At 53.6% G+C, this 19,716-nt stretch carries 20 protein-coding genes; 11 read left to right on the top strand and 9 right to left on the bottom strand.

What is annotated here, in order from left to right; translation table 11 throughout:
• Positions 1–63 precede the first annotated feature (63 nt).
• Both AC5S26_RS11440 and AC5S26_RS11435 read right to left on the bottom strand, forming a co-directional pair.
• Positions 64–855 carry an alpha/beta hydrolase gene (locus AC5S26_RS11440; RefSeq protein WP_494185022.1) on the bottom strand — a complete coding sequence of 264 codons (792 nt, stop codon included), beginning with the start codon at positions 853–855 and terminating at the stop codon, positions 64–66.
• Positions 856–1,079: 224 nt separating this feature from the next.
• A complete protein-coding gene (locus AC5S26_RS11435) occupies positions 1,080–2,000 on the bottom strand; it encodes a helix-turn-helix domain-containing protein (protein WP_494185021.1) in 921 nt (306 codons plus the stop codon).
• Positions 2,001–2,109: 109 nt separating this feature from the next.
• Between AC5S26_RS11435 and AC5S26_RS11430 the strand changes: the two genes are divergently transcribed.
• Complete coding sequence (locus AC5S26_RS11430; protein WP_494185020.1) at positions 2,110–2,694, top strand: TetR/AcrR family transcriptional regulator; 585 nt, start codon at positions 2,110–2,112, stop codon at positions 2,692–2,694.
• Positions 2,695–2,835: 141 nt separating this feature from the next.
• Here the strand turns inward: AC5S26_RS11430 and AC5S26_RS11425 are convergent, their stop codons facing one another.
• The 7 genes from AC5S26_RS11425 to AC5S26_RS11395 form a co-directional block, all read right to left on the bottom strand.
• Positions 2,836–3,192, bottom strand: a complete 357-nt coding sequence (locus tag AC5S26_RS11425) for a hypothetical protein (protein ID WP_494185019.1) — start codon at positions 3,190–3,192, stop codon at positions 2,836–2,838.
• Between the two features lie 398 nt (positions 3,193–3,590).
• Positions 3,591–3,992, bottom strand: a complete 402-nt coding sequence (locus tag AC5S26_RS11420) for a hypothetical protein (RefSeq protein WP_494185018.1) — start codon at positions 3,990–3,992, stop codon at positions 3,591–3,593.
• Positions 3,993–4,226: 234 nt separating this feature from the next.
• A complete protein-coding gene (locus AC5S26_RS11415; protein ID WP_494185017.1) occupies positions 4,227–4,991 on the bottom strand; it encodes an FkbM family methyltransferase in 765 nt (254 codons plus the stop codon).
• Between the two features lie 336 nt (positions 4,992–5,327).
• Positions 5,328–5,549 carry a VOC family protein gene (locus tag AC5S26_RS11410; RefSeq protein WP_494185016.1) on the bottom strand — a complete coding sequence of 74 codons (222 nt, stop codon included), beginning with the start codon at positions 5,547–5,549 and terminating at the stop codon, positions 5,328–5,330.
• Between the two features lie 62 nt (positions 5,550–5,611).
• On the bottom strand, positions 5,612–6,052 hold the full coding sequence (locus AC5S26_RS11405) for a glutathione peroxidase (protein WP_494185015.1): 441 nt from the start codon (positions 6,050–6,052) through the stop codon (positions 5,612–5,614).
• A 644-nt stretch (positions 6,053–6,696) separates the two neighbouring features.
• Positions 6,697–7,143: a single-stranded DNA-binding protein gene (locus AC5S26_RS11400; protein WP_494185014.1), complete on the bottom strand. Its 447-nt coding sequence runs from the start codon at positions 7,141–7,143 to the stop codon at positions 6,697–6,699.
• A gap of 1,328 nt (positions 7,144–8,471) precedes the next feature.
• Entirely contained in the window at positions 8,472–9,077 is a 606-nt protein-coding gene (locus AC5S26_RS11395) for a TetR/AcrR family transcriptional regulator (RefSeq protein ID WP_494185013.1), read from the bottom strand.
• 96 nt (positions 9,078–9,173) lie between these two features.
• On the opposite strand from AC5S26_RS11395, the gene AC5S26_RS11390 reads away from it, so the two are divergent.
• The 10 genes from AC5S26_RS11390 to AC5S26_RS11345 all read left to right on the top strand — a co-directional run bounded on the left by AC5S26_RS11390 (position 9,174) and on the right by AC5S26_RS11345 (position 19,626).
• The gene (locus tag AC5S26_RS11390) at positions 9,174–10,004 is read left to right on the top strand and encodes an oxidoreductase (RefSeq protein WP_494185012.1); all 831 of its coding nucleotides are present in this window, start codon (positions 9,174–9,176) and stop codon (positions 10,002–10,004) included.
• 205 nt (positions 10,005–10,209) lie between these two features.
• Positions 10,210–10,683: a MarR family winged helix-turn-helix transcriptional regulator gene (locus tag AC5S26_RS11385; RefSeq protein ID WP_494185011.1), complete on the top strand. Its 474-nt coding sequence runs from the start codon at positions 10,210–10,212 to the stop codon at positions 10,681–10,683.
• Between the two features lie 73 nt (positions 10,684–10,756).
• The gene (locus AC5S26_RS11380; RefSeq protein ID WP_494185010.1) at positions 10,757–11,494 is read left to right on the top strand and encodes an NAD-dependent epimerase/dehydratase family protein; all 738 of its coding nucleotides are present in this window, start codon (positions 10,757–10,759) and stop codon (positions 11,492–11,494) included.
• Between the two features lie 55 nt (positions 11,495–11,549).
• Positions 11,550–11,837, top strand: coding sequence for a hypothetical protein (locus tag AC5S26_RS11375; protein ID WP_494185009.1), 288 nt, complete (start codon positions 11,550–11,552; stop codon positions 11,835–11,837).
• 207 nt (positions 11,838–12,044) lie between these two features.
• On the top strand, positions 12,045–12,530 hold the full coding sequence (locus AC5S26_RS11370; RefSeq protein ID WP_494185008.1) for a DinB family protein: 486 nt from the start codon (positions 12,045–12,047) through the stop codon (positions 12,528–12,530).
• Between the two features lie 182 nt (positions 12,531–12,712).
• Positions 12,713–13,489, top strand: a complete 777-nt coding sequence (locus AC5S26_RS11365) for a cellulase family glycosylhydrolase (RefSeq protein ID WP_494185007.1) — start codon at positions 12,713–12,715, stop codon at positions 13,487–13,489.
• 13 nt (positions 13,490–13,502) lie between these two features.
• Positions 13,503–13,904: a hypothetical protein gene (locus AC5S26_RS11360; protein WP_494185006.1), complete on the top strand. Its 402-nt coding sequence runs from the start codon at positions 13,503–13,505 to the stop codon at positions 13,902–13,904.
• 234 nt (positions 13,905–14,138) lie between these two features.
• The gene (locus AC5S26_RS11355) at positions 14,139–14,717 is read left to right on the top strand and encodes a sensor histidine kinase (protein WP_494185005.1); all 579 of its coding nucleotides are present in this window, start codon (positions 14,139–14,141) and stop codon (positions 14,715–14,717) included.
• A gap of 286 nt (positions 14,718–15,003) precedes the next feature.
• Positions 15,004–15,327, top strand: a complete 324-nt coding sequence (locus AC5S26_RS11350; protein WP_494185004.1) for a hypothetical protein — start codon at positions 15,004–15,006, stop codon at positions 15,325–15,327.
• Positions 15,328–16,218: 891 nt separating this feature from the next.
• Complete coding sequence (locus tag AC5S26_RS11345) at positions 16,219–19,626, top strand: TonB-dependent receptor (protein ID WP_494185003.1); 3,408 nt, start codon at positions 16,219–16,221, stop codon at positions 19,624–19,626.
• Positions 19,627–19,716: the final 90 nt, after the last annotated feature.

Here is a 19,716-nt window from a genome sequence, read left to right as displayed (position 1 = left end):
GTTCTTCACCGCGCACGTCGTCTGGTTCGGCCAGCGCGCTTTAGGGCTCGGATTCGCTCTTCTCTAACTCCTGCCGGCCTTTGACGCGGCGTCGGAGATCACAGCGGCGACCTTCGACGGTTGCGCCAGCATGATTACGTGGCTGGAGGTGACAGTCGTGGTCGTCGCTCCGATCTTCTTCGCCTGAGACGCTTCGAGATCAGGTGATATTGCCCGGTCATTTGCGGCGATGACGTACCAGGACGGTTTCGATTTCCAGGCTGGAGTCGTAACCTCTCCCTTCATTGCGGCAACGCTAACCGGCACCTGCGTCGCGGTCAGAACCTCAATCTCTTTGGCGGAGAGGTCCTGCGCAAAATCCTCAGATATTCCTTTGGGGGTCAGCTTGAGGAATCCACTTTTGTCAGGACGCAACTCTGCTCCGATCGGCGTTGCAACGCTAGTAATGAGGCCAAAAGTCGATTCCCCCTGATCCGGAGCCACGGCCGACACATAGACGAGTCCGACCACCTTGGCATCATTGCCAGCTTCGGTGATCACAGCTCCGCCGTAAGAGTGCCCGACCAGCAATACCGGCCCGTCCTCAAGAGCAATGGCTCGTTGCGTTGCTGCAACGTCGTCGGCGAAGGACGTAAGCGGAATCTGAACAGAGACAACATGAAGGCCCTTCGCCTCCAACAATGGAATTACCTTCGACCAGCTCGAACCATCCGCCCATGCCCCGTGGACCAGAAGCACCGTTTTTGCTCCTTGAGAGGGTTGGTTTTTTCCCGTCGCCTTGGCTGCGGGTACGATGATTGCGAGTAGCGCGACACACGTCGACACTACGATCCGAACAAACTTAAATGCCTGCATATTTTTCTCCTTGATGTGGGGAAGATCCGTGCAGGACTTGAAATAACTCTGTTAGAACCTATTCGGTCCAGCAAATGTGCCAGCCACATTTTCCTATGGGCATTCTCACGTTCGCTATCCTGCCGTCTTTGAGGCTAGGTCTAAATGAGGGGAATCTCTAGACGATAACCACCATAAGCTGGCGATTCCTGCTTGAATTTCGTACGAGAATCGGCTCGCAATGGTTATGCTGCGGTGCCTTGTCCCCGCCGCCATATCCCCGGAGTTACCCCGTGAATTCGTTTGAAGGAGCGGTTGAGTGCGGATTGATCCGCGAATCCACACTGAACGGCGATGTCGGCAAGGGGTAGCCGCGAATTTGTCATCAGATCCCTGGCCCTATCCACGCGGCGCTCAATCAGCCACCGATAAGGAGGCATGCGAAATGTTTGTTTGAAGGCCCGAGCAAAGTGGCTTATGGATAATTCACATGCTTCCGCGACCTGCTGGAGTGCGATATCGCCATCCAGATGAGCCTCCAATAACTCTGTTGCTCTTCGGATCTGCAGAGACGAAAGCCCGCCCCGAGACTGGAGAGCCGACATTCTTACGCCGCCATAAGTGCAGACAAAATGAGTGTTCAAGGCTTGCAAGACATGATCCAGGAAAATCTTTGAAGCGTGAAGGGGTCGCTCCAGCGAAGACAGGAGGATCTGCCCGAGGTGGTGGACGACAGAATCAAACGCTCCCTGCGGCCACACCAATCGCCGCACTCGTGGCGCCCGAAGAGCATAGGCAACTTCATCCAGATTAGCTTGAGTGATATTTAGTACCAACGCGTCGAAGGGATTCGGAAGCAGAACGGCTGGTTCCTCTGTTAAGTCGATTGCACTGACTCCCCCAATGGGGTAAGGACCACTCGACACCTTCTTCTTGCCCAAGAATTGCTCGATGAAAGTTATTGGTTTGAGTTGCAACACGACAATGTGTCCACGTTCACCGACAACAGGCCGCGTAATTTCTGGAAGGCCTTCGGTGCTCTGAATCCTGCCAAATGAGAACGAAGCGCGTTCGGACAGCCTGACTTCCGCCGTAGGTAAATCCCTGAGATACAGCACTTCGGCGAGTTGGCTCCAAACGGTGGGAACTTCGGCGACCGTATCCATATATGGTGACCTTAATCCTCTGGAATTGAATGCGGGCCCAAATTTTAGTGACTGTTTAGAGAACTAGTGTACGCTAAAAGCCAGAAAATATTTTGCTTTAGGTGGATGAATGCGAAAGTCACGAGCCGAGACAGCCGAAACCAGAGCAAGGATCCTCTCGACCGCCTCGAAAATGTTTTTGGACAGAGGTCTGGGCGCGGTAGGTATGCGCGATGTGATGGCCGGTGCAAGTCTCGCTCCGGGTGGATTTTACCGGCATTTCCGATCCAAGGAACGGCTGATCGCTGAAGCTAGCAGTGCGGCATTGGACCGGTCGTTCGCCATGCTGGTGGGCGAAACCGCAGGCAAATCGCAGGCTCAGGCCGTGGAGAGAATTGTTTCTGTTTACCTGGGGCAATCGCAAGTCGCCGGGAGACCCTACCTTTGCCCTCTCGCCATGCTTGGCGCCGAACTCCGCCACTCGGACCCGCTAGTGCGGGCAGTCGCCATTAACGGCTACCAGCGCATCGTTCAGCTCATTGCGAGTCGTCTCGAAAATCGAACAAGGCGCGCAGCCCTGGTGGCTGCAAACGGCATTGTCTGCACGCTAGTAGGCGCTGTTACGCTTGCTGAAATCGCGCCAGAGCCGGCCATCGCCAGCGCCATCCTCAGCAATGCTAAGGCCCTTATCACAGAGATTGTTGGACGGCCGTAAGTCTTTTGAAGTTCAGTTATCGGGGGCAATTGAAACTGCACTGGCGAAGCCCGGATGTTGCCGGAAATGCGTCCGAACCTACGCGAAATCACCAACTCACTCATCGACAAATGAGATCCAGGCAAGTTGCCGAGTAGTCGGCTATGCGCCCAGTTGTGGGCCGAACAACTCACCTGGTTCGATCCCAAGCCTATCGTTAACGGCGACTTTCAACCGCTGTTTGCAGCCAATATAGCGTTCGGTAGTTTGCACTGAGACATGCCTGAGAAGAAAGCTGCAATGGTTATAGGCCACGTCTGTCGCTTTGAAGTTCTTGTGGCATTCATGGGTGCAATAGGAAACCCGGCGATCGCGCTTCCAGTGGCCGATACAGTGCTCGCAGCCGATATCCGTGCAAAGGTCGGCCGGTTCAAGAACAACGCCTTCGGCAGTAATTTCTGGCCGGATCACGTCGTCGAACAAACCGTTGTCGTAGAGATATCGCTCAAACGGAGTCATGCTGTCCTCGCACCACTCCCCGCGTTTCCAACGCAGCGTCCTACACTCTCAGCCATACGGGCATCGTCATACCCCGACAAAGCCATGTCCAGAGGCTATCCAGACACGCTTACCAATCACTCACATTATTCATCAGAGCGACGCACACACAGCGTACGACTGCTGAAGGTGAAACTAAGTGGAAATGAGTGCGCTTGCCCCTCTTTTCCGAAATTTAATAGCCACGCTTGCTGCGAAGGCTTCCCCGAAGCATCTACTTGAGAACTGCTCCAATCCCATCCGGTGAGATTGAGATTCCCCTTTACGTGCACGTTGAACTTGGCACCATCATTAAACAATGGTTGAGAACCTACACCTGGATCGTATATGCCATGCAACTCCTGAATGGTGGGCAGACGTCAGCCGCTGTAGTCCGCAAGGTGCAAATTCGAGCAGTAGGCGTTGGCCTGGTTCCAGTTCACATCCGAGCCGTTGTCCTTCTTGGTCCACATCAGATTAGTGGCGGGGTCAGTCCAGGTGGGATACACCGCGGCCAGTTGGATACCGACTGTCTTCTGGCCCTGATCGACCTCCACTTTGGTGCGACTTGTGCCCAACCCATCGGTGGTAGCAGCCTCGATGAGATGTTCGCCCGGTGAAACCGGAACAACTTTTGAACCGTCAGTCATGAGCAGTCCCATTGGCCGCCCATCGAGATTCCAGTTGCAGCGCATGTCAGTTGTTACCACCAACGTTGCACCGGGTTGTGCACCTGCGAGCGCCGAAAGGCAGAAGCCATGGAAGAGAAGGAGCCTACACATATTTTCATGAAACTCGCTTTCCTTGATACTTGCTGAATGGACATCATCGGATCGGCTACGGCATACCACGTTTGTCGCGATGCGCTATGACAAAGACGCTTCGGAAGTGACCGGGAGACATAAAACGAAAACCCGGCGTTGTGAGCGCCGGGTTGGATCAGCTGGACCGCGTACAGGTAAGGTTTCGGAAGTGACCTAGCATCGCATGGCGTGGTGCAATCTTTGTGTCCTTTGTCAGTCCGGACGGCGATAGGCCCCAATGAGGAGGTCCTGAAACACATTCTGCCTTGTAATTGGGTAGCACCTTCCTGTGATCTGATATTCAAAACCCTCCTCCTCGAGGAGCGTCAGGAACTTCGCGAGGCAAGACGTCTGTCCATCAATCTTGTGATGGTACTCAATCACCATTCGACGAATGTGTGCTAGCTTCCGACTGCTTTTCAGATCGTTCAGGACGTCGAGTTCAGCGCCCTCAACGTCCAGCTTGAGGAGGTCGACCGAGCCTTTGACATAATCAGACAGCCTCCCGGTCTTTACCAGAATCTCGCGATGATTCGAAACGCGACCTGGCGTTGCACTCATCTTCAGGCTGCCTGGCGCACTGGCGTCAATATAAAAGAAATGCTCCCCATCGGAAGCTGACAGCATCAGGTGATGCACCTCTACGTCTTGAAGACGGTTTTGTTCAACATTCTTCTTTAGAACAGTAGCGGTGGTAGGATCTGCCTCAAAAGAAGTGATGCGTGCGTTCGGATAAAGGCGCTTGAAGAACAATGTGGCGAGGCCAATGTTCGCACCACAATCCAAAATAGTTGGGGAATCAGTCTCAGCCTCGAAGCCGTAATCGAAATCGAAGAAGACTTCCCGGAGTGCATATCGGAACGCATCGTTGTCGAGATAGCTCACACGATAGCCGAGCATATCTGTTTCATTGCCCTTCGACCGCAGGGAGGAGATCAGGCTCTTGCGCTCGACTGGTATGTAATTCAGGCGTGTCAATGTCCTCGTATCCCTAACAGACTGGAGGGCCTTAAAAACTTGTCTAGAAAGCAAACCAGGGATTTTCATAAGGTGTGGACCAAGGCCTCCAATGGTCCCCGTTGCTCTACTAGCTCCCGTACCTGTCCCAACATTTGTGGTGGCTCCACTTTAGAATTTGGGGAGGAGGCCATCCTAGCCGTTCCTCGTCCCTCACCGCAAGATAAAAGAGTTTGCGGTGCTGGTGTGCAATGAAAACCCGGCGTCATGAGCGCCGGGTCCGGTAGGCCTGCCTTATGTACGACCTTCAGACCTTGTGCTACGCGATCTGGCAACGTCGGACGCGAAGCGCTCCTATCAAGCCGTTCCCAATTCCACCGTCAGCACGTCGCCCTTTTTGCCGCCCGGATAGTCACCGGGAGCTTCATGAACAGCGGTTACTTCACTATCCGGAAAGGTTGCAGAGTAAAAGCGCGCCGCCTCATGCGCATGCTTGTCGAACCAGAGGCAGATCGTGTTCTTTGGCTTTCTGTTCGTGTGCTCCTTATCCTCGATTAGGGCGAATGCCGCAGTCTTCATGTGCGGTTCGTATCAGATCTGAATTGTCCAGAGTGAGTGGATCCCTAGGCCGGGAACTGTGGCTAGTTCTTCTTCAACTCGCTCTCAATAGCGCCGATGACCTCAGGAGAATCCGGCTTTGTCGCGGGCTCGTAGCGACGCACAGGGGTTCCGTTGCGCGAAATCAGAAACTTGGTGAAGTTCCACTTGATATCACCACTGAACAACGGATTCGCCGTCTTGTCGGTCAGGTAGTGATACAGCGGCGTCTGATCCGCTCCCACCACCGAGACCTTCGACATCATCGGAAAAGTTACATGGTATTTGCGATTACAGAACGTCTTGATCTCGGCGTCCGTTCCCGACTCCTGATCGGCAAAGTTGTTCGCCGGAATACCAATGACGACCAGCCCCTTGTCTTTATACTTCTCGTATACAGACTCGAGCGCGGAGTATTGCGGGGTATAGCCGCAGGCACTCGCCACGTTGACCACCAACAGAACCTTTTCTCTTGTATTCCGCAAGAGAGGTTGGCTGACCGTCGATCGTCTTCAGTGGATAGTTGTAGACAAGTTTCGAGACTCCGGCATATGCCACAAGGGTGGAGCACAGCAAGAACACCACGAATCGTTTCCGCGTCGAAATCCCCGTTCTATTTGCCAGGAACATCTGGTGAAGCCATTATAGGTTGCGTCTGGGCACCATTTCTTCTCCACAGTAGAGCAAGTTCAGCAAAAGCAGTGACACGGCCTAGCAGAACCGGCCACGCGTCAACGGCATTGGCTTCCGCCGAGAAGCTACGACGCTTCATTCCCTGAAACGGGATTATCGGAAACTTCCATTTCGGAGCCGAACTTGCCGAAACCGGACTTTTCGGGAACTATGGGATCTTCCGGTATGCCCGTGACTCGGGCACAATCAGAGAGACTGTGGCGATCCGTGTGGGTTGACCTGTCGAATCGGCTTCGACAGACGGTCGTAGGCGAAAGCCGTATACTCGCGCTTCCTTGGAGATATGGGCGTGCTCGACCGTGACATCACCAAGGCCAGCCCGGAAGGTATGCTTCACACTAAAGTCCTCCGCACCGTTGTTGGCGGAGAGATCGTATATCAGGCAGGTCCTGGCAAGTAGAAGAGTCTGAGGCGAGCCTCGTTTTTGAGACCCGCGTCAAAATCCACGGTCTATGCGGCAATGAAGAACAGCTATGCTGTTGAGTATGAAAAGAGCCGTTACACTTGTCACTCTGAGTGTCTCTCTCGCCGTGTCCGTTGCTTCCGCACAGAATGCAAACACACTAACACCAAAGGAGAAGGCCGATCGCTGGCGGCTGCTTTTCTGTAGGGTCTTGGCGAAATTGGAGAGATTGCTCCAGGCAAAGACGCGGTGCCATTCGGTGCGGGTTTCGTAGTCGCCTTTGTCGTTCTTCCAGCTCTCCTGGCTGGCAATGTTGAGGACGACGTACACTTTGTTGTTTTGAGCGGTTTTGGCTTCTGCGTTCTGTCCGAGGCGGCCGATAAGGATGACTTTGTTGAACATGATGTTTAGCTCCGTTTCTTTTGGTTTGTCCGCTGGATGCGGTACATGCTTGCCCGACGGGTGTGCCGTCGCGACCACTCCCTCGGCGACTGGATAGAATCTGCGAAAGGGGACCGCAGCTTGCCTGGGAGCAGGAGTCCGCACCTCCTGAGAGGCGCGCAGCGGATTCTGGAAAGGAGAGCGTGCATCCGAAGGGCGGGGGTGTCTTGAGCGCGGCGCGCTGAACGCAGATGGAAAGGCAAACCGGAAGGGAGCTGCCCTGTTCAACGGCCACTCATCTGGCGCAAGTCGCAAAAGCCAGCCCAGAAACTAGAGAAGTCATTCACAATCGGGAGGAAATATGATGAGGGCAAATGCAGCACCGATCCTCATCGTCCGGTCGACCTCCTCGCCTTTTCCATCGTCCTCCGGATGTAGATAGCGTTTTGTGGAGCTGGGGATCGGGGGGAGGTAGTCGTCTTCAAGAGAACGTTCAATTCGGTCCTCGGTCATGCCACTAGCAAAAGCAGCAACACAGAAATGGAAGCGGATAAGGCGGGACGGTCCTGCTACACCCTACGGGAGAACATGACTTGCAGGATGTCAGGTCGAGAATACAATTGCCGCAAATAGTTGTCGCTGCCCCTGACCGCTGCGGGCGTTACGAATTACGTCCTCGCACGGACTTCATTTGTACAACGTATTGCAACTCACATATGCAATATTCAAGAACCAAAGGTTAAGCCGAGGAGGAAGTGATGCTGGCACCAAGAACGCAGATTATTGTAAGGGCGGTGGTTCCACCCGGTGAGGTCGTTGAATATCCAATAGACACGATCGAGTGGGGTAGAGACTCTGCCACCGGACAGTGGTACATGCAAATCTATGCATTACAACCTCCACCCGCCACTACGCTTTTGAGGTGAAGATTGTGAGCACCGCCCAGAAAGAGCTATCAATATTTCATAGCAAAATTCTGACGTGTATTGGAACTACAACACTAGCCTTGTCATTTGAAATAGAGCAGCCAACTGTTCCAAAAACGTCTGTAATTTCTATAGATTTTGAAAAGGGTAATCCTAGGCTTATTGCTCCCCAACAAATTGCTTCCCTTGGCCTATGATCCTATGCTTAGGGCCCACCCCATTGAACCTCTAGAGAGGGCAGGCCGACCAGGTCGAGGCGCGCATAGCAATGCGCGGTGCAGGTGCGGATGTCGTCATGCATGAGCGATCTGGGTCGCACGGCGGCGCATTTTGGCGAGAAATTTCCGTTGATGGTGGCATGGGCATTCGGACGGTAACTTCAATGCGACACACTCAAGCGTGCAAGTTCAAACTCGGAGTCGGCGAGCTATGAGCGGTGTTGTCAGCGGCAGCGGATTGTCCTGGGAAGTCGGCAGTAGTTACCGATGACGAGATGCGCGTTTATGAGTAATTAGAGCTGAGCGCGGACTTTATCCAGGGGTTGTGCCGATACTCCATGTCCTTCGAGGAACTGATCGTAGATGCTGTCAACAAAACGTTCGTCGAGCGCACCTGCGCCCAACAGTAGGCGGTAGTAGAGAGATCCGTACAGGAGGTCGATTGCGGTGTCGATATCAATGTCGCTTCGGAGAGAACCGCCCGCATGATCTGGCGAACACCTTCACGGCGTGGATTGAGCCAGCGCTCCCGAAATGCGATCGCAAGCTCGGAATCGGATTGAGCCTCCGCTACAAGGGAACGGATGAGGGTACCTCGGGAACTCTGGAAGAAGGCCGCCTGCAGGTCAAGCTGCTGCCGAAGGCTTTTGATGGCGCTGCCTGCTTCCGGGAAATCGGTCTCGCTGTCGATTAGAACGAGTAGCGAGTCCATGACTAACGCTGCTTTGTTCGGCCAATGGCGATAGAGCGTCATCTTTCCAACACCGGCTTCTGCAGCGATCTCATCCACGCTTACTGCCCTGAAGCCTCGTTTCGTTACAAGACGGAGGGCAGCTTTGAGCACTGCGTCATGCGCTGCCTGACTTCGTGGTCGCCCGATCTCGCCCAATTCTGTGTCTCCCTAAAAAAGAATGCAACCGTTACGATACCGAGGTTTCATATATTCAAACAGAATCGGTACCGTTGGTATCGTTAGGTGGATTCAATGGAAAAGGTAGTCATCGTTACTGGCGTTAGCAGCGGACTTGGCAAGGCGTTTTCCTCTGCCTTGCTTCAGGTTGGTTTCAAAGTAGTTGGCACTGTAAGAAAACAAGAGGCGGTGCGAGAGTTCGAGAATCTGCGTCCCGGGTCGGCATTCGCGCGTGTTCTTGACGTGACCGACGCACCGGAACGACTCGCTGTTTTAGTCGAAGAAGTCGAGCGAACTGTCGGTCCGGTTTACGCGCTCATCAATAATGCAGGCTACGGTCATGAAGGGACGCTGGAAGAGAGCTCGATGGATGAGTTGCGCCAGCACTTCGAGGTGAATGTCTTCGGCGCTGTCGCCATGATCAAGGCTGTTCTCCCTTTCATGCGTTCACGGCGCGAGGGCCGCATCCTGAATGTGACGTCTATGGGCGGCTTGATGACGATGCCTGGGCTGTCTTACTACCACGGCAGCAAGTTCGCCCTTGAAGGCATTTCGTCCTCTCTTGCGAAAGAGGTTCGGCCCCTGGGGATCTATGTGACCGCAGTGGAACCCGGCATGTTCCGAACAGATTGGGCCGGCCGATCCATGGTGCGTTCGGAACGCAAGATCGCTGATTATGATGCGATCTTCGATCCTATTCGCGAGGCTCGCATATCCAGAAACGGCAATCAGCCGGGCGATCCGGCCAAGGCTGGGAAGGCAATCGCTACATTTCTGACTTCCTCGGAGCCGCCTCTGCATCTCTTGCTTGGATCGGATGCCTTCGACCATGTGCAAAAGGAGTTGGAGGTGCTTCGCGGTGAGTTCTCGAATTGGGAGTCTCTTACGCGATCCACCAACTTTTGAACAGACAGCATAGACGGTTGTGGATGTTGGGCATCGGACAGGTTAATTCTCAGCCTGTCTGGACCAATTCATCCCTGTAAGTCGGTCAGTGGGAAGCGCTCTTCGAGTGACCATAAGCGCGTTTCTCCGGACCGATCCCACTGTCAAGAAGCTAATTTGACATATCGTAAGGTACCTTGCAATATTACGTAAGGTAGCTTACAACATGACTAAGAAGGCATTACAGCAGGAAACGTCGAAGCACGACTCTGTCGGAGCCTGGGCGAAGCGGTTGTACTTCGCATCGCGCGGAGTAATGGACACGGTGCTACGCCCGTATGGACTTGGTTCCACGCAGTGGTACGTGCTGCATCAACTGGCAAACGTGGGACCGACGATGCAGCGTGATCTCGTGAACATGCTCAACATTGAAAGGGCCACGCTCAGTGGAGTCGTAACGACGCTGGTGCGCAAGGGGCTGGTCGCGCAAGCGCCCGATTCGGAAGATCAACGCCAGCGCATGCTCCGCATTACGCGCGCTGGCAGCAGACTCTGGGAAGCGTTGCCTAATCCGATCGAACAGATTTTGAGGGTGGCATTCGACGGCGCAGATCACGCAGAACTTGAGATTGCCCGCAGAGTGCTGCAGGCCGCAACAAAACAACTGAACGAACACGATTGGGAAGGAGAACAAATATGACCACTCTAGTGACAGGTGGGACAGGGCTCGTTGGATCGCGGCTGTTACGGCACATGGTGGATGCTGGTCTTGAATGCCGTGCCCTTGTACGGCTGGGAAAGAGGCTCCTGCGGGCGTGACGCCCGTCGAAGGCGACCTCTTCGATGCCTCCGCTTTGAAGAAGGCTATCGATGGAGTATCGGCTGTTATTCACCTTGCCGCCGTCTTCCGCACACCAGACGAAAACGCGATTTGGCGCGCAAATCTTGAAGGCACACGTGCTCTGATTGCAGTCGTTCAACAGTATGCTTCGCAATCCCGCTTCATCATGGCGAGCACTTGCCTGGTATACGGCGAAGACGCGTCTCGCCCTGGCCTCGAAGAAGACGAAGTACATCCGAAACATGCCTATCCGGCCAGCAAAGTCGCGGCGGAAAAAGAACTCCGCGAAAGCGGTCTGAACTGGAGCATCCTGCGCCTCCCCTTTGTTTACGGCGACGGTGACGAGCACCTGTCCGCTGTCCCCGGGATCGTCAGTAGGATGAATTGTCATCCGGCCCAGACGTTCAGCCTTGCTCACCAGCGGGATGTCGCAAGAGCGTTCGAGCTTGCTCTCACCGGGGCCATGGACGGACGTATTGTCAACATTGCGGATGATGCACCGAGCACTCTCTATGACATGACGAGAGCCGTTGGTGTCACCATTAAGTTATCCGCGGAGCCGCTCAACAACCCGTGGTGGGGCCGTGCAGATGGAGCGTTGAGTCGCCGTCTCGGCTTCAGGCCAGCTGTCGCAACGCTCGGCCAGGCCATTCAGGAAGGAATTCTTTAGTCAGATCTGGTTCCCGCAGGAGATCTCGCAAAACGAATGTCCCGCTTGGCATCAAGTGCCGACCGAGCACCCAGCTTTCGCCCCCCTTTCCTTGGGCCAGCCTGCGGTCGAAGAGCAGGCGCTGCTCCGCATGGCATGCTGCAACGCGGGTGAGGTCGGCAAGGAGGTTGTGAACAGAATGTGCGCGGCAGCCGGCAGTAGCGCCATACTCGAAGAAGCCCGCTTCGCCGCGCAGCTTCGAGATGTTCAAGCCGCCTGCCAGCACATCAACTTCGCCAATCGCCTGATGATCCCTCCAGGCCGTATCTTGCTCGGCCTCGAGCCAGGAACACCTATGCTCTGATTCCGCGATGGACCCTGCGCTCTGCGCGAGTATCTATCCCACCGGTGGCGCACATTGCTCCTCGAAGAGCTTCTCTCGAGAAGCAATATGCCCAGAAAGGAAATAATGCTTCGAATCAAACCTTGGCTCGAACGCGACTTCGCATTCGACACTCCTCGATGGATGTTTCCACATGTTGTTGAGAGGGTGCGTGGAGGTCCTCCACGATTGGAAGAGGCCCTTCGCAATCTGTCAGGGACAGAACTCACCGAACGGCTAGAAAGCGCTTGGTCAATACAGGAAGAGGCGGGACATTTGCTCGATATCGAGCCACTTATGTCGGGACGCTTGGATCAATTGATCCAGGGTGCGGCAGCGCTGCAGGCGTGGGATGGTACGAATGAGGCCACTTGGAATGCAAATCACAATGTCTGTCAGTTGCACGATATCTTGGAAGCGTTTCGCAGCAACCGTCAGTTGTTCGTAGATCGACTTGATGAATTACCAGAAGAACTGGTTGAGCGTTCCGCTTTGCATCCTAGGCTAAAAAAGCCAATGCGTATCATCGACTTGGCGTCCTTCGTGGCAGAGCACGATGATTATCATCTTGTTAGAATAGCGGCCGCAAAATTGGGTATTCGATCTACATTTCCAAGAAATGCTGTATACCCGCTCGATTCAGCCCTCGGAAAGATTGACCGCCATAAGAAATAACTTTTAAGAAAAGTTAAATGTATTTATAACTAGTGATTTAGCTGGTTGTCATGGATAGTTTCTTCCGCAATACCGGGAACAATTTATCCGCCAAAGAGGACAATTTATCAGCCAATCTACATCAAACTCGGCGCTAATCGTTGCAGTCGACTTTAACGCGCTCTTCAACTCAGGAGATTTCAGTGCTCCGCCATTTTTATCATGTCATACTGTTCGCGTTTATTACTCTGCTTGGGTGTGGAGACGCATCGGTAACGTCTACAGACCCATCGCAGGTGGCCAACAATCAAATCGTTGGGGTTTCCGGAAATCAAATGACGTTGAACGATGCGCCATGGCTCTCTCGCGGCATCGTGCCGCAGGGTTTTGTGAGACCACTAGCTGCACTTCAGGAAAACTCTGACACTAGCCAACAAGCCAAAGAGGATTTGCAGGCACGAATGAATTACGGCGCAACTGAACTTGCGGCCATCAAAGCTTATGACGCCGACACCATACGGTTTCAGATTGGTCAGCCTGCATTGGACCCAACTTCGACTGCCTACGATCCCGCTTACCTCAATGAGGTTATCGGCGCAGTTAAGTCAGCAAGGCAAGCTGGCTTCGTAGTGATGATCATGATGCAAGACGAGATCCCAATAAGCGGGGAGACGACGCCGCACAAACTTCCCATTCAGGAAACTGAAAATAATTGGGATCTTTTCGCGGCGGCCTTCGGCTCCGATCGTGGTGTGGTTTTTGAGCTCTACAACGAACCGAATCTGATTGCATCCCCAGCGAACTGGCAGCGATGGCTTAACGGAGGTAACGTCCCGGGTCAAGCCGAGCAGGCTATCGGGATGCAAAAGTTAGTTAACCATATTCGCGGTAACGGTGCAAAGAATGTGTTAGGTACTGGATGGCCTGGGCATCACTACAACAGATCCAGCGACAGGCGACAAGAAACAAGAACTTGCTGAAACACTTCAGGGCTTGCCGGAAGTCGCCGATCGACTCAATCGGCTCGTATTCGCAGTGCATCCTTACCAACATGGCCTTACCGATGAGTCGCAATGGGATGCAGACTTCGGCGTGCCGAGTGGTAGCGTGCCGGTGTGGGCGGATGAATGGTCAGCTCCAGAAGGCATAGCCCTTGGCCTCAGTTCTCAGACGAACTACCAAGTGGCAGTCGACCTTTTGAATTATCTGCGGACCCATTCGATCTCACTTTGTACAGGCGCTTTCGACGTCCCTCAGTTCATGGTGCAGGATGTTCCGGGATGGACATTGACCAGTTACGATCCGACAACTCAAACGAAGAGCTCCGGAAGACTCGTTCTGAATGATTTCGCAGCGAACTACGCTAAACAACTAACACTTGCCGATGGACTGTAAGCAAGTGGAAGGGAGAGCAATAGGTCTGACGCGGAGATCGAATTCCACGAATTGAGTAATCTTTATTTCACCCGCACCGTAGTTGTAGCTTTGAAAGATAAATGGTGTAGTGTTTCAGAATTATCTGGCGCAATCGCTAAGTGCGGGTGAATGACGCTGAGGGAAGACTGTCCTTCATTGAAAGCGCGAGACACTCCGCCTGCGAGGCAAGTGCCTGCTTCTTGCAAAGAAGCGTTGAGCAGCATCATCGAAGAAACCTCGCGCCTGAGCGAGACCATCGATGCTCTACTCTTGTTAGCGCGCGCAGAGGCGACACAGGCGGCACGCGAGCCGAAGGCGTGGCCTTTGAAATCTGTGGTGGACGAAGTGCTCGCGCTGCTTGAGGTTCTAAGCGAAGAGAAATCACTCAATGTCCCTCAAGAAGATAGGGCCCTGGGAGAAGGCAGCATTCGGGCAGACCGCGGTTTATTGCGGACAGCTATTATGAACGTCCTCCACAATGCCATCAAATTCTCGCCGGAGGGTGGCGTCGTCCGTGTCTCCTATAGTCGCTCAGAGACAGACCCACAAATCCTTCAACTCCTTATGCAAGACGAGGGCGCAGGCATAGCCAAGGGCGAACACGAGCGCGTTTTCGAGCGCTTCTTTACAAGTAGCGCTCGCGAAACCGCAGTCTACAGCGGAACAGGTCTTGGACTATCCGTTGCAAAGCTCATCATTGAACGTTTGGGCGGGTCGATCCACTTTGATGTTCAGGCAACTAGAGGCGCTCGATGCCTTATCGAACTGCCCGTCATCGGCCGCGAGCAATAGTCAAATGTTTAGTTAATTCAGACCTTACTCTGAAGGGGTGATAATGAAGCGGGCAGTCTCAGAATTGTTAGAAGTCCCCAGTCAGTCGATCAATACATACGCGACTGAGACGAACAAAACCTGCGATTACAATCCTTCTTTACGATGAAAACTTGGGAACTGCTCTGCATCATCTCGTCGTCATTAGGCCATTCTGTTCTCAGGCCCGTGGATTGCGTTGAGCCGTTCCTTCAAATCCTTCCAACCTAAACTCTTTCTAGGGATTGTCAGCCACATGAGTCAGAGCATGGCGCCCCCGATGACTGTACTTATGCCAATCTCGATGTTCTCGATGATTGCGGTTTTGATTAGCTCTTACGTCTCGCATTCCCTAGTGTTTGGACTCAACAATGCCGCCCTCGCGCTCAACGTCTCGTCGTTGGTCGCAGGGGCATTCTTCGAAGTTCCCGCTGTGGCCGAGATCGTCTCTTGGACATCGTCGTCGATCCCGGAGAACTGGCAACACCGCAGAGACCGTTGGATCGCCATACACAATATTCGCGTATTCGCCGGGCTGGCAAGCCTGCTTTCGTTCGTAGCGGCCATGATCCTTGAATATCACTCTCGTTGATATGACTGATTCGTCAATCTCGCTACCTTGACATCGCGACCAAGAGAATCACTCTGCAACAGATCAACAAAGCCGATGCGGTCCTACGCCAAGTGAATGCCTCGCCAAGGAACACGCGCCTATGATGATTGCTCAGAGCACGCTTGTCTCGCGAAGCGCGGAGACGATACCGAGGCGGGATTCCGTAAGCTCACTGAACGTACATGGCAGCTATGGGAAGGATCCAAGGCCAGGTGGGCAACCCAAATGCGACAAGGCGAATCACTCGTGGGTCCGGCGATAGTCCACGGCTCGAATTCTTCGGCGAAGGCAATCCCTCCTAGCCTCTTCGATATAGTCGAATCAACCGTGCGGACGCCATTCACTCCCGATGGCATATGGCTCGTCCGTCCGGATGGATATGTTGCCCTTAGCGCCCAGCCGAGCAATTGGGAAGTCGTGAACGCTTATCTGGTGACAGTCGTTTTAATCAACGGATAGATCTATCCTGAGTTCCACATCTGACACGGTAGCCGCCGATATTGTTGATCTGTTTGCGGAGCACGAAGCGGCTAGGTCAAGGGGAATCGGCGCCCCAAACGCAAAAATACAGAAAATATCGGGCGAATTTGTGAGAGCTGTTGACATTGGATAACTCCGTTGATATCGTCGCGATATCGCAGCAACCAGTTAAGCTCCTCTAGAGCCCGTCCTCTGGGGAGAGTCCTTTCTCATAAGTCGTTCGTATCGCTAGTGGGTGTGTACGCTTTTTTTGAGCGTGCGGCTACCGTGTCGTAGTCTGTCACACCTCCTCAAGCAAATCGCCTTATCAAGCGCCTTCAATTTGAGCAATACAGCCTTTCATTGGTTCCATCTTTTCTCGGGAAAGGGTTGACGATGCACTGTCTCTGTATGCAACTCCCGTCCACGCGGACGCGCCGCGGTCTTTCGATTTGGAGCTTCATCTTCTTCCTAACTTCTACCGTTTGCAACCTTCCAGCGGTTGCCCAGTCGACATTCGGATCATTCGTCGGTGCGATCAAAGACCCGCAGGGCGCGGTCATTATGGGCGCGTCGGTAAAGTTGTATCACCTGGGAATATCTGGGGTTCGAGAGACAACTACAGGTGCCGACGGCCAATACTCTCTTTTGAATGTAGAGGCTGGTAGTTACCGGCTTGTCGTTGAATTCGGCGGATTCCAGACTTTGGAGTTCACTGGTTTGACGCTTCAAGCACGAGAGACGCAGCGCGTAGACGGAGTCCTCAGATTAGGACAGCAGTCGGAATCAGTCTCTGTTGAGGCTGCAGCGGCGGTTATCAACACCGACACATCAAATCTGTCAGAGACACGCACAGGAATTGAGCTCAATACGCTACCGCTCGCGGTGAGTTCGCGTGCGGGCGGATCGACCAGTCCGTACTCGACGCTGACTTCACAAGCCGGTGTGCAAACCGATTCGGCGGGTAACATCTCCGTTGCCGGCGCGAAGCCTAGTCTCCTCTCGGTTACGGTAGATGGTATCAGCACAATGAATGTGCGCTCCGGTATTCCGGCCGCCGAGCTCTTTCCATCTTTCAACACGATCGAAGAGATCCGCATTAGCCAGAACTCAAATGCTGCCGAGTTCGGAGGCATCAGCGACATCACGACGGTCTCGCGCGGCGGAACGAATCACGGTCATGGCGGCGTGTTCGACAACTACGAAACGGCGGGCTTCAACTCCAAGGATCCTTTTGCGGCTAAGAAGCCCAAGCTGGTGATGAACGACTTCGGTGTCTTCTATGGAGGGCCGGTCGTTGTTCCGCACTTGTATGACGGCCACGATGAGACATTTTACTTTCTCAGCTATGAGGGGCTTCGTCTCCCGCAGCAGACAAATGTAATCCAAAGTGTTCCGACCGCTGCAATGCGCAACGGTGATTTATCTGCATATGCGACGCAGATCAAGAATGCGGCGGGAGTTCCTTATGCAGGAAACAGGATCCCAATGAGCGACATCAGCAGCGTCTCTCAGAATCTTTTGGCGCAGTATTACCCGCTTCCGAATACTGGGGCTTCGACAGCGACCACAAACAACTACCAGCAGAATTTCTCCACGCCGATAACTTCGGATCAGGGTGATGCGAGATTGGATCGGACGATTACATCCCATCAGAATATCTATGCTCGGTATAGCTATAAGCAGCGAAGCTTAGCCTCTCCTCCGACGAATAGCGCAACTGCAGGCGGATCGGCTCTGACAGGTACGTTCAATAAGCCGGAGAAGGATACGAGTCTCGCTGTTGCTTATAACTATGTCATTACGCCAACACTTTTGAACGAGCTTCGCGGAGGTCTGAGCAAATTTATTACGGAGACGACCTTCAGCGATAGTTCTGCAGACTTCACTAGTTTGGGAATCACGGGGATCCCGAATCTGATCAGCCCGACGATCGCAGCATCTCCAAATGTACGTATCACCGGATTTACCGCTCCGGGTGGTACTGGATCTTCGAAGAGCAGCAGCAATACGTATCAAGTCATCGACAACCTCACCTGGTCGCGGAAGCAGCACACCATCAAGATGGGTGCCGATTGGAGGCGGATGTATGCCTTTGCCGGTAATGTCTTCGGTAGCTCGAGGCTTGGACGTTATACGTTCAACAACAGCAGCGCTGTAGGTAAGACCATAGGAGTTCCGTTCGCGGCGTTTCTGCTGGGTTATCCAGATTCGACCAATCTTGCAGACGTGCTCGCGCCCGACATGAACGGCCGTGGCAATGCCTACGCGTTCTATGTTCAGGACGATTGGAAGGTTACGAACAGTCTTACCGTGAACTTTGGCTTGCGTTACGAATACCATCCGATGTTGCGGGATAAATTCCAGAACAGCGCACAATTTTTGACCGATTACTATTCGAATGCAAATGGTAGCAATGTTCGTGGCGCAATCGTGGTTCCTACACAGTACGCGATCGACAACAATGTGCTGTCTAGCTTCCGAACCGGGGTTTCACCACTGCCGATTTTGACTGCGCAGCAGGCAGGAATTCCCACTGCTCTGGTATCGGTGTCGAAAGATGACTTCGCGCCTCGCTTTGGTTTTGCGTGGAGGCCGCGACACAACGACAAGACGGTTATCCGTGGAGGATTCGGCCGCTTCATCGCAGGTGCGCTCGGTGGAAACGTCGTGGGCGGCTGGGCTGTCTCGGCCAGTGCAGTGAATACCTATGTGAATGCTTACGCGAATGGAAAGCCGACGCTATCGTTTCCGTCTCCTTTCGGCACGTCTGCAACCGCATCGGCATCAACGCTGGATTTCAACTACGCCATTACGCCGATCTATAAAGATCCCACGGTGCAGCAGTGGAACCTGACCGTAGAGCAGGATATTGGGTTCAACACGGGCTTCCGGCTGTCGTATGCGGGGAGCCATGGTCAGAACCTTGGCCTCGAAGGAGACGCTAACCAGCTGCCCTATGGAACAGGCACTCCTACCAATGCTCAACGACCGTTCCCGTCGCTCAACTCGATCTACCAGGTGAGAAATCTAGCCTCTAGTAATTACAACGCCATGACGCTCGAAGCGAATCATCGTATGACGCGTGGCCTGCAGTTCCAGGGTAGCTACACCTTCGCGCGGAATCTGTCGGAGGAGGGAGGCATGAATCCCACGGCGAATGCGAGTGAGATCGGGGGAGCGCCTAGCGATATCTATCACCCGGGACTGGACTACGGCAACGTGATCTATACGAGACGTCATCGTCTCATGGCCTCGTTCCTCTATGACCTTCCCTTCGGCCGCAGCAAGATGTTCCTAAGCAATTCGAGCTACCTGGTGAACAGTATCGTGAACGATTGGCAACTCTCCGGTTATTATCTGCAACAGAGTGGTCCATTTCTGACGCCGATAACCTCCGCTGTCGATCCAACCGGAACGGGAATGATCTCCAAGGGATTTCAGACCTCGGCTCGCCCGGACAAGGTGGTCGGTGTGTCTCCTTACACAAGCGGACTAGGATCGCGTAATTACCTGAATAGCGCAGCTTTCGCAAATCCGGCAGCGAATATCGGGCGGCAGGGAACTGCGGGAGTCGGGAGCGTGGTGGGTTTCGGCACCAATACCTTTTCAACCTCTTTGATGAAGAGTGTTGTATTTACCGAACAGGTTAAGCTTCAGGTCGGGGCGCAGGTGCAGAATCTACTAAACCATCACAACTACGATATTCCGGCATCACTGGATATCGCGACTCCGAACTTCGGACAGATTACAAGTGTTCAGACCAAAGACAACGCAGGACCCCGTGCTGTGGCTCTGACGGCTCGATTGTCCTTCTAGAATGAAATAGACAGTCCAAAGTGATGCGGGATGGTGTTGGTTTAAAGCCGTTCCGCAGCGCTGTTTTTCTGTGCGGGAGCTACTCATCGA

This window comes from Edaphobacter sp. FHG110511_03 (genome assembly GCF_059115365.1).
The sequence above is the reverse complement of the archived record's forward strand: the minus strand, read 5'-3'. Positions and strand labels throughout refer to the sequence as shown.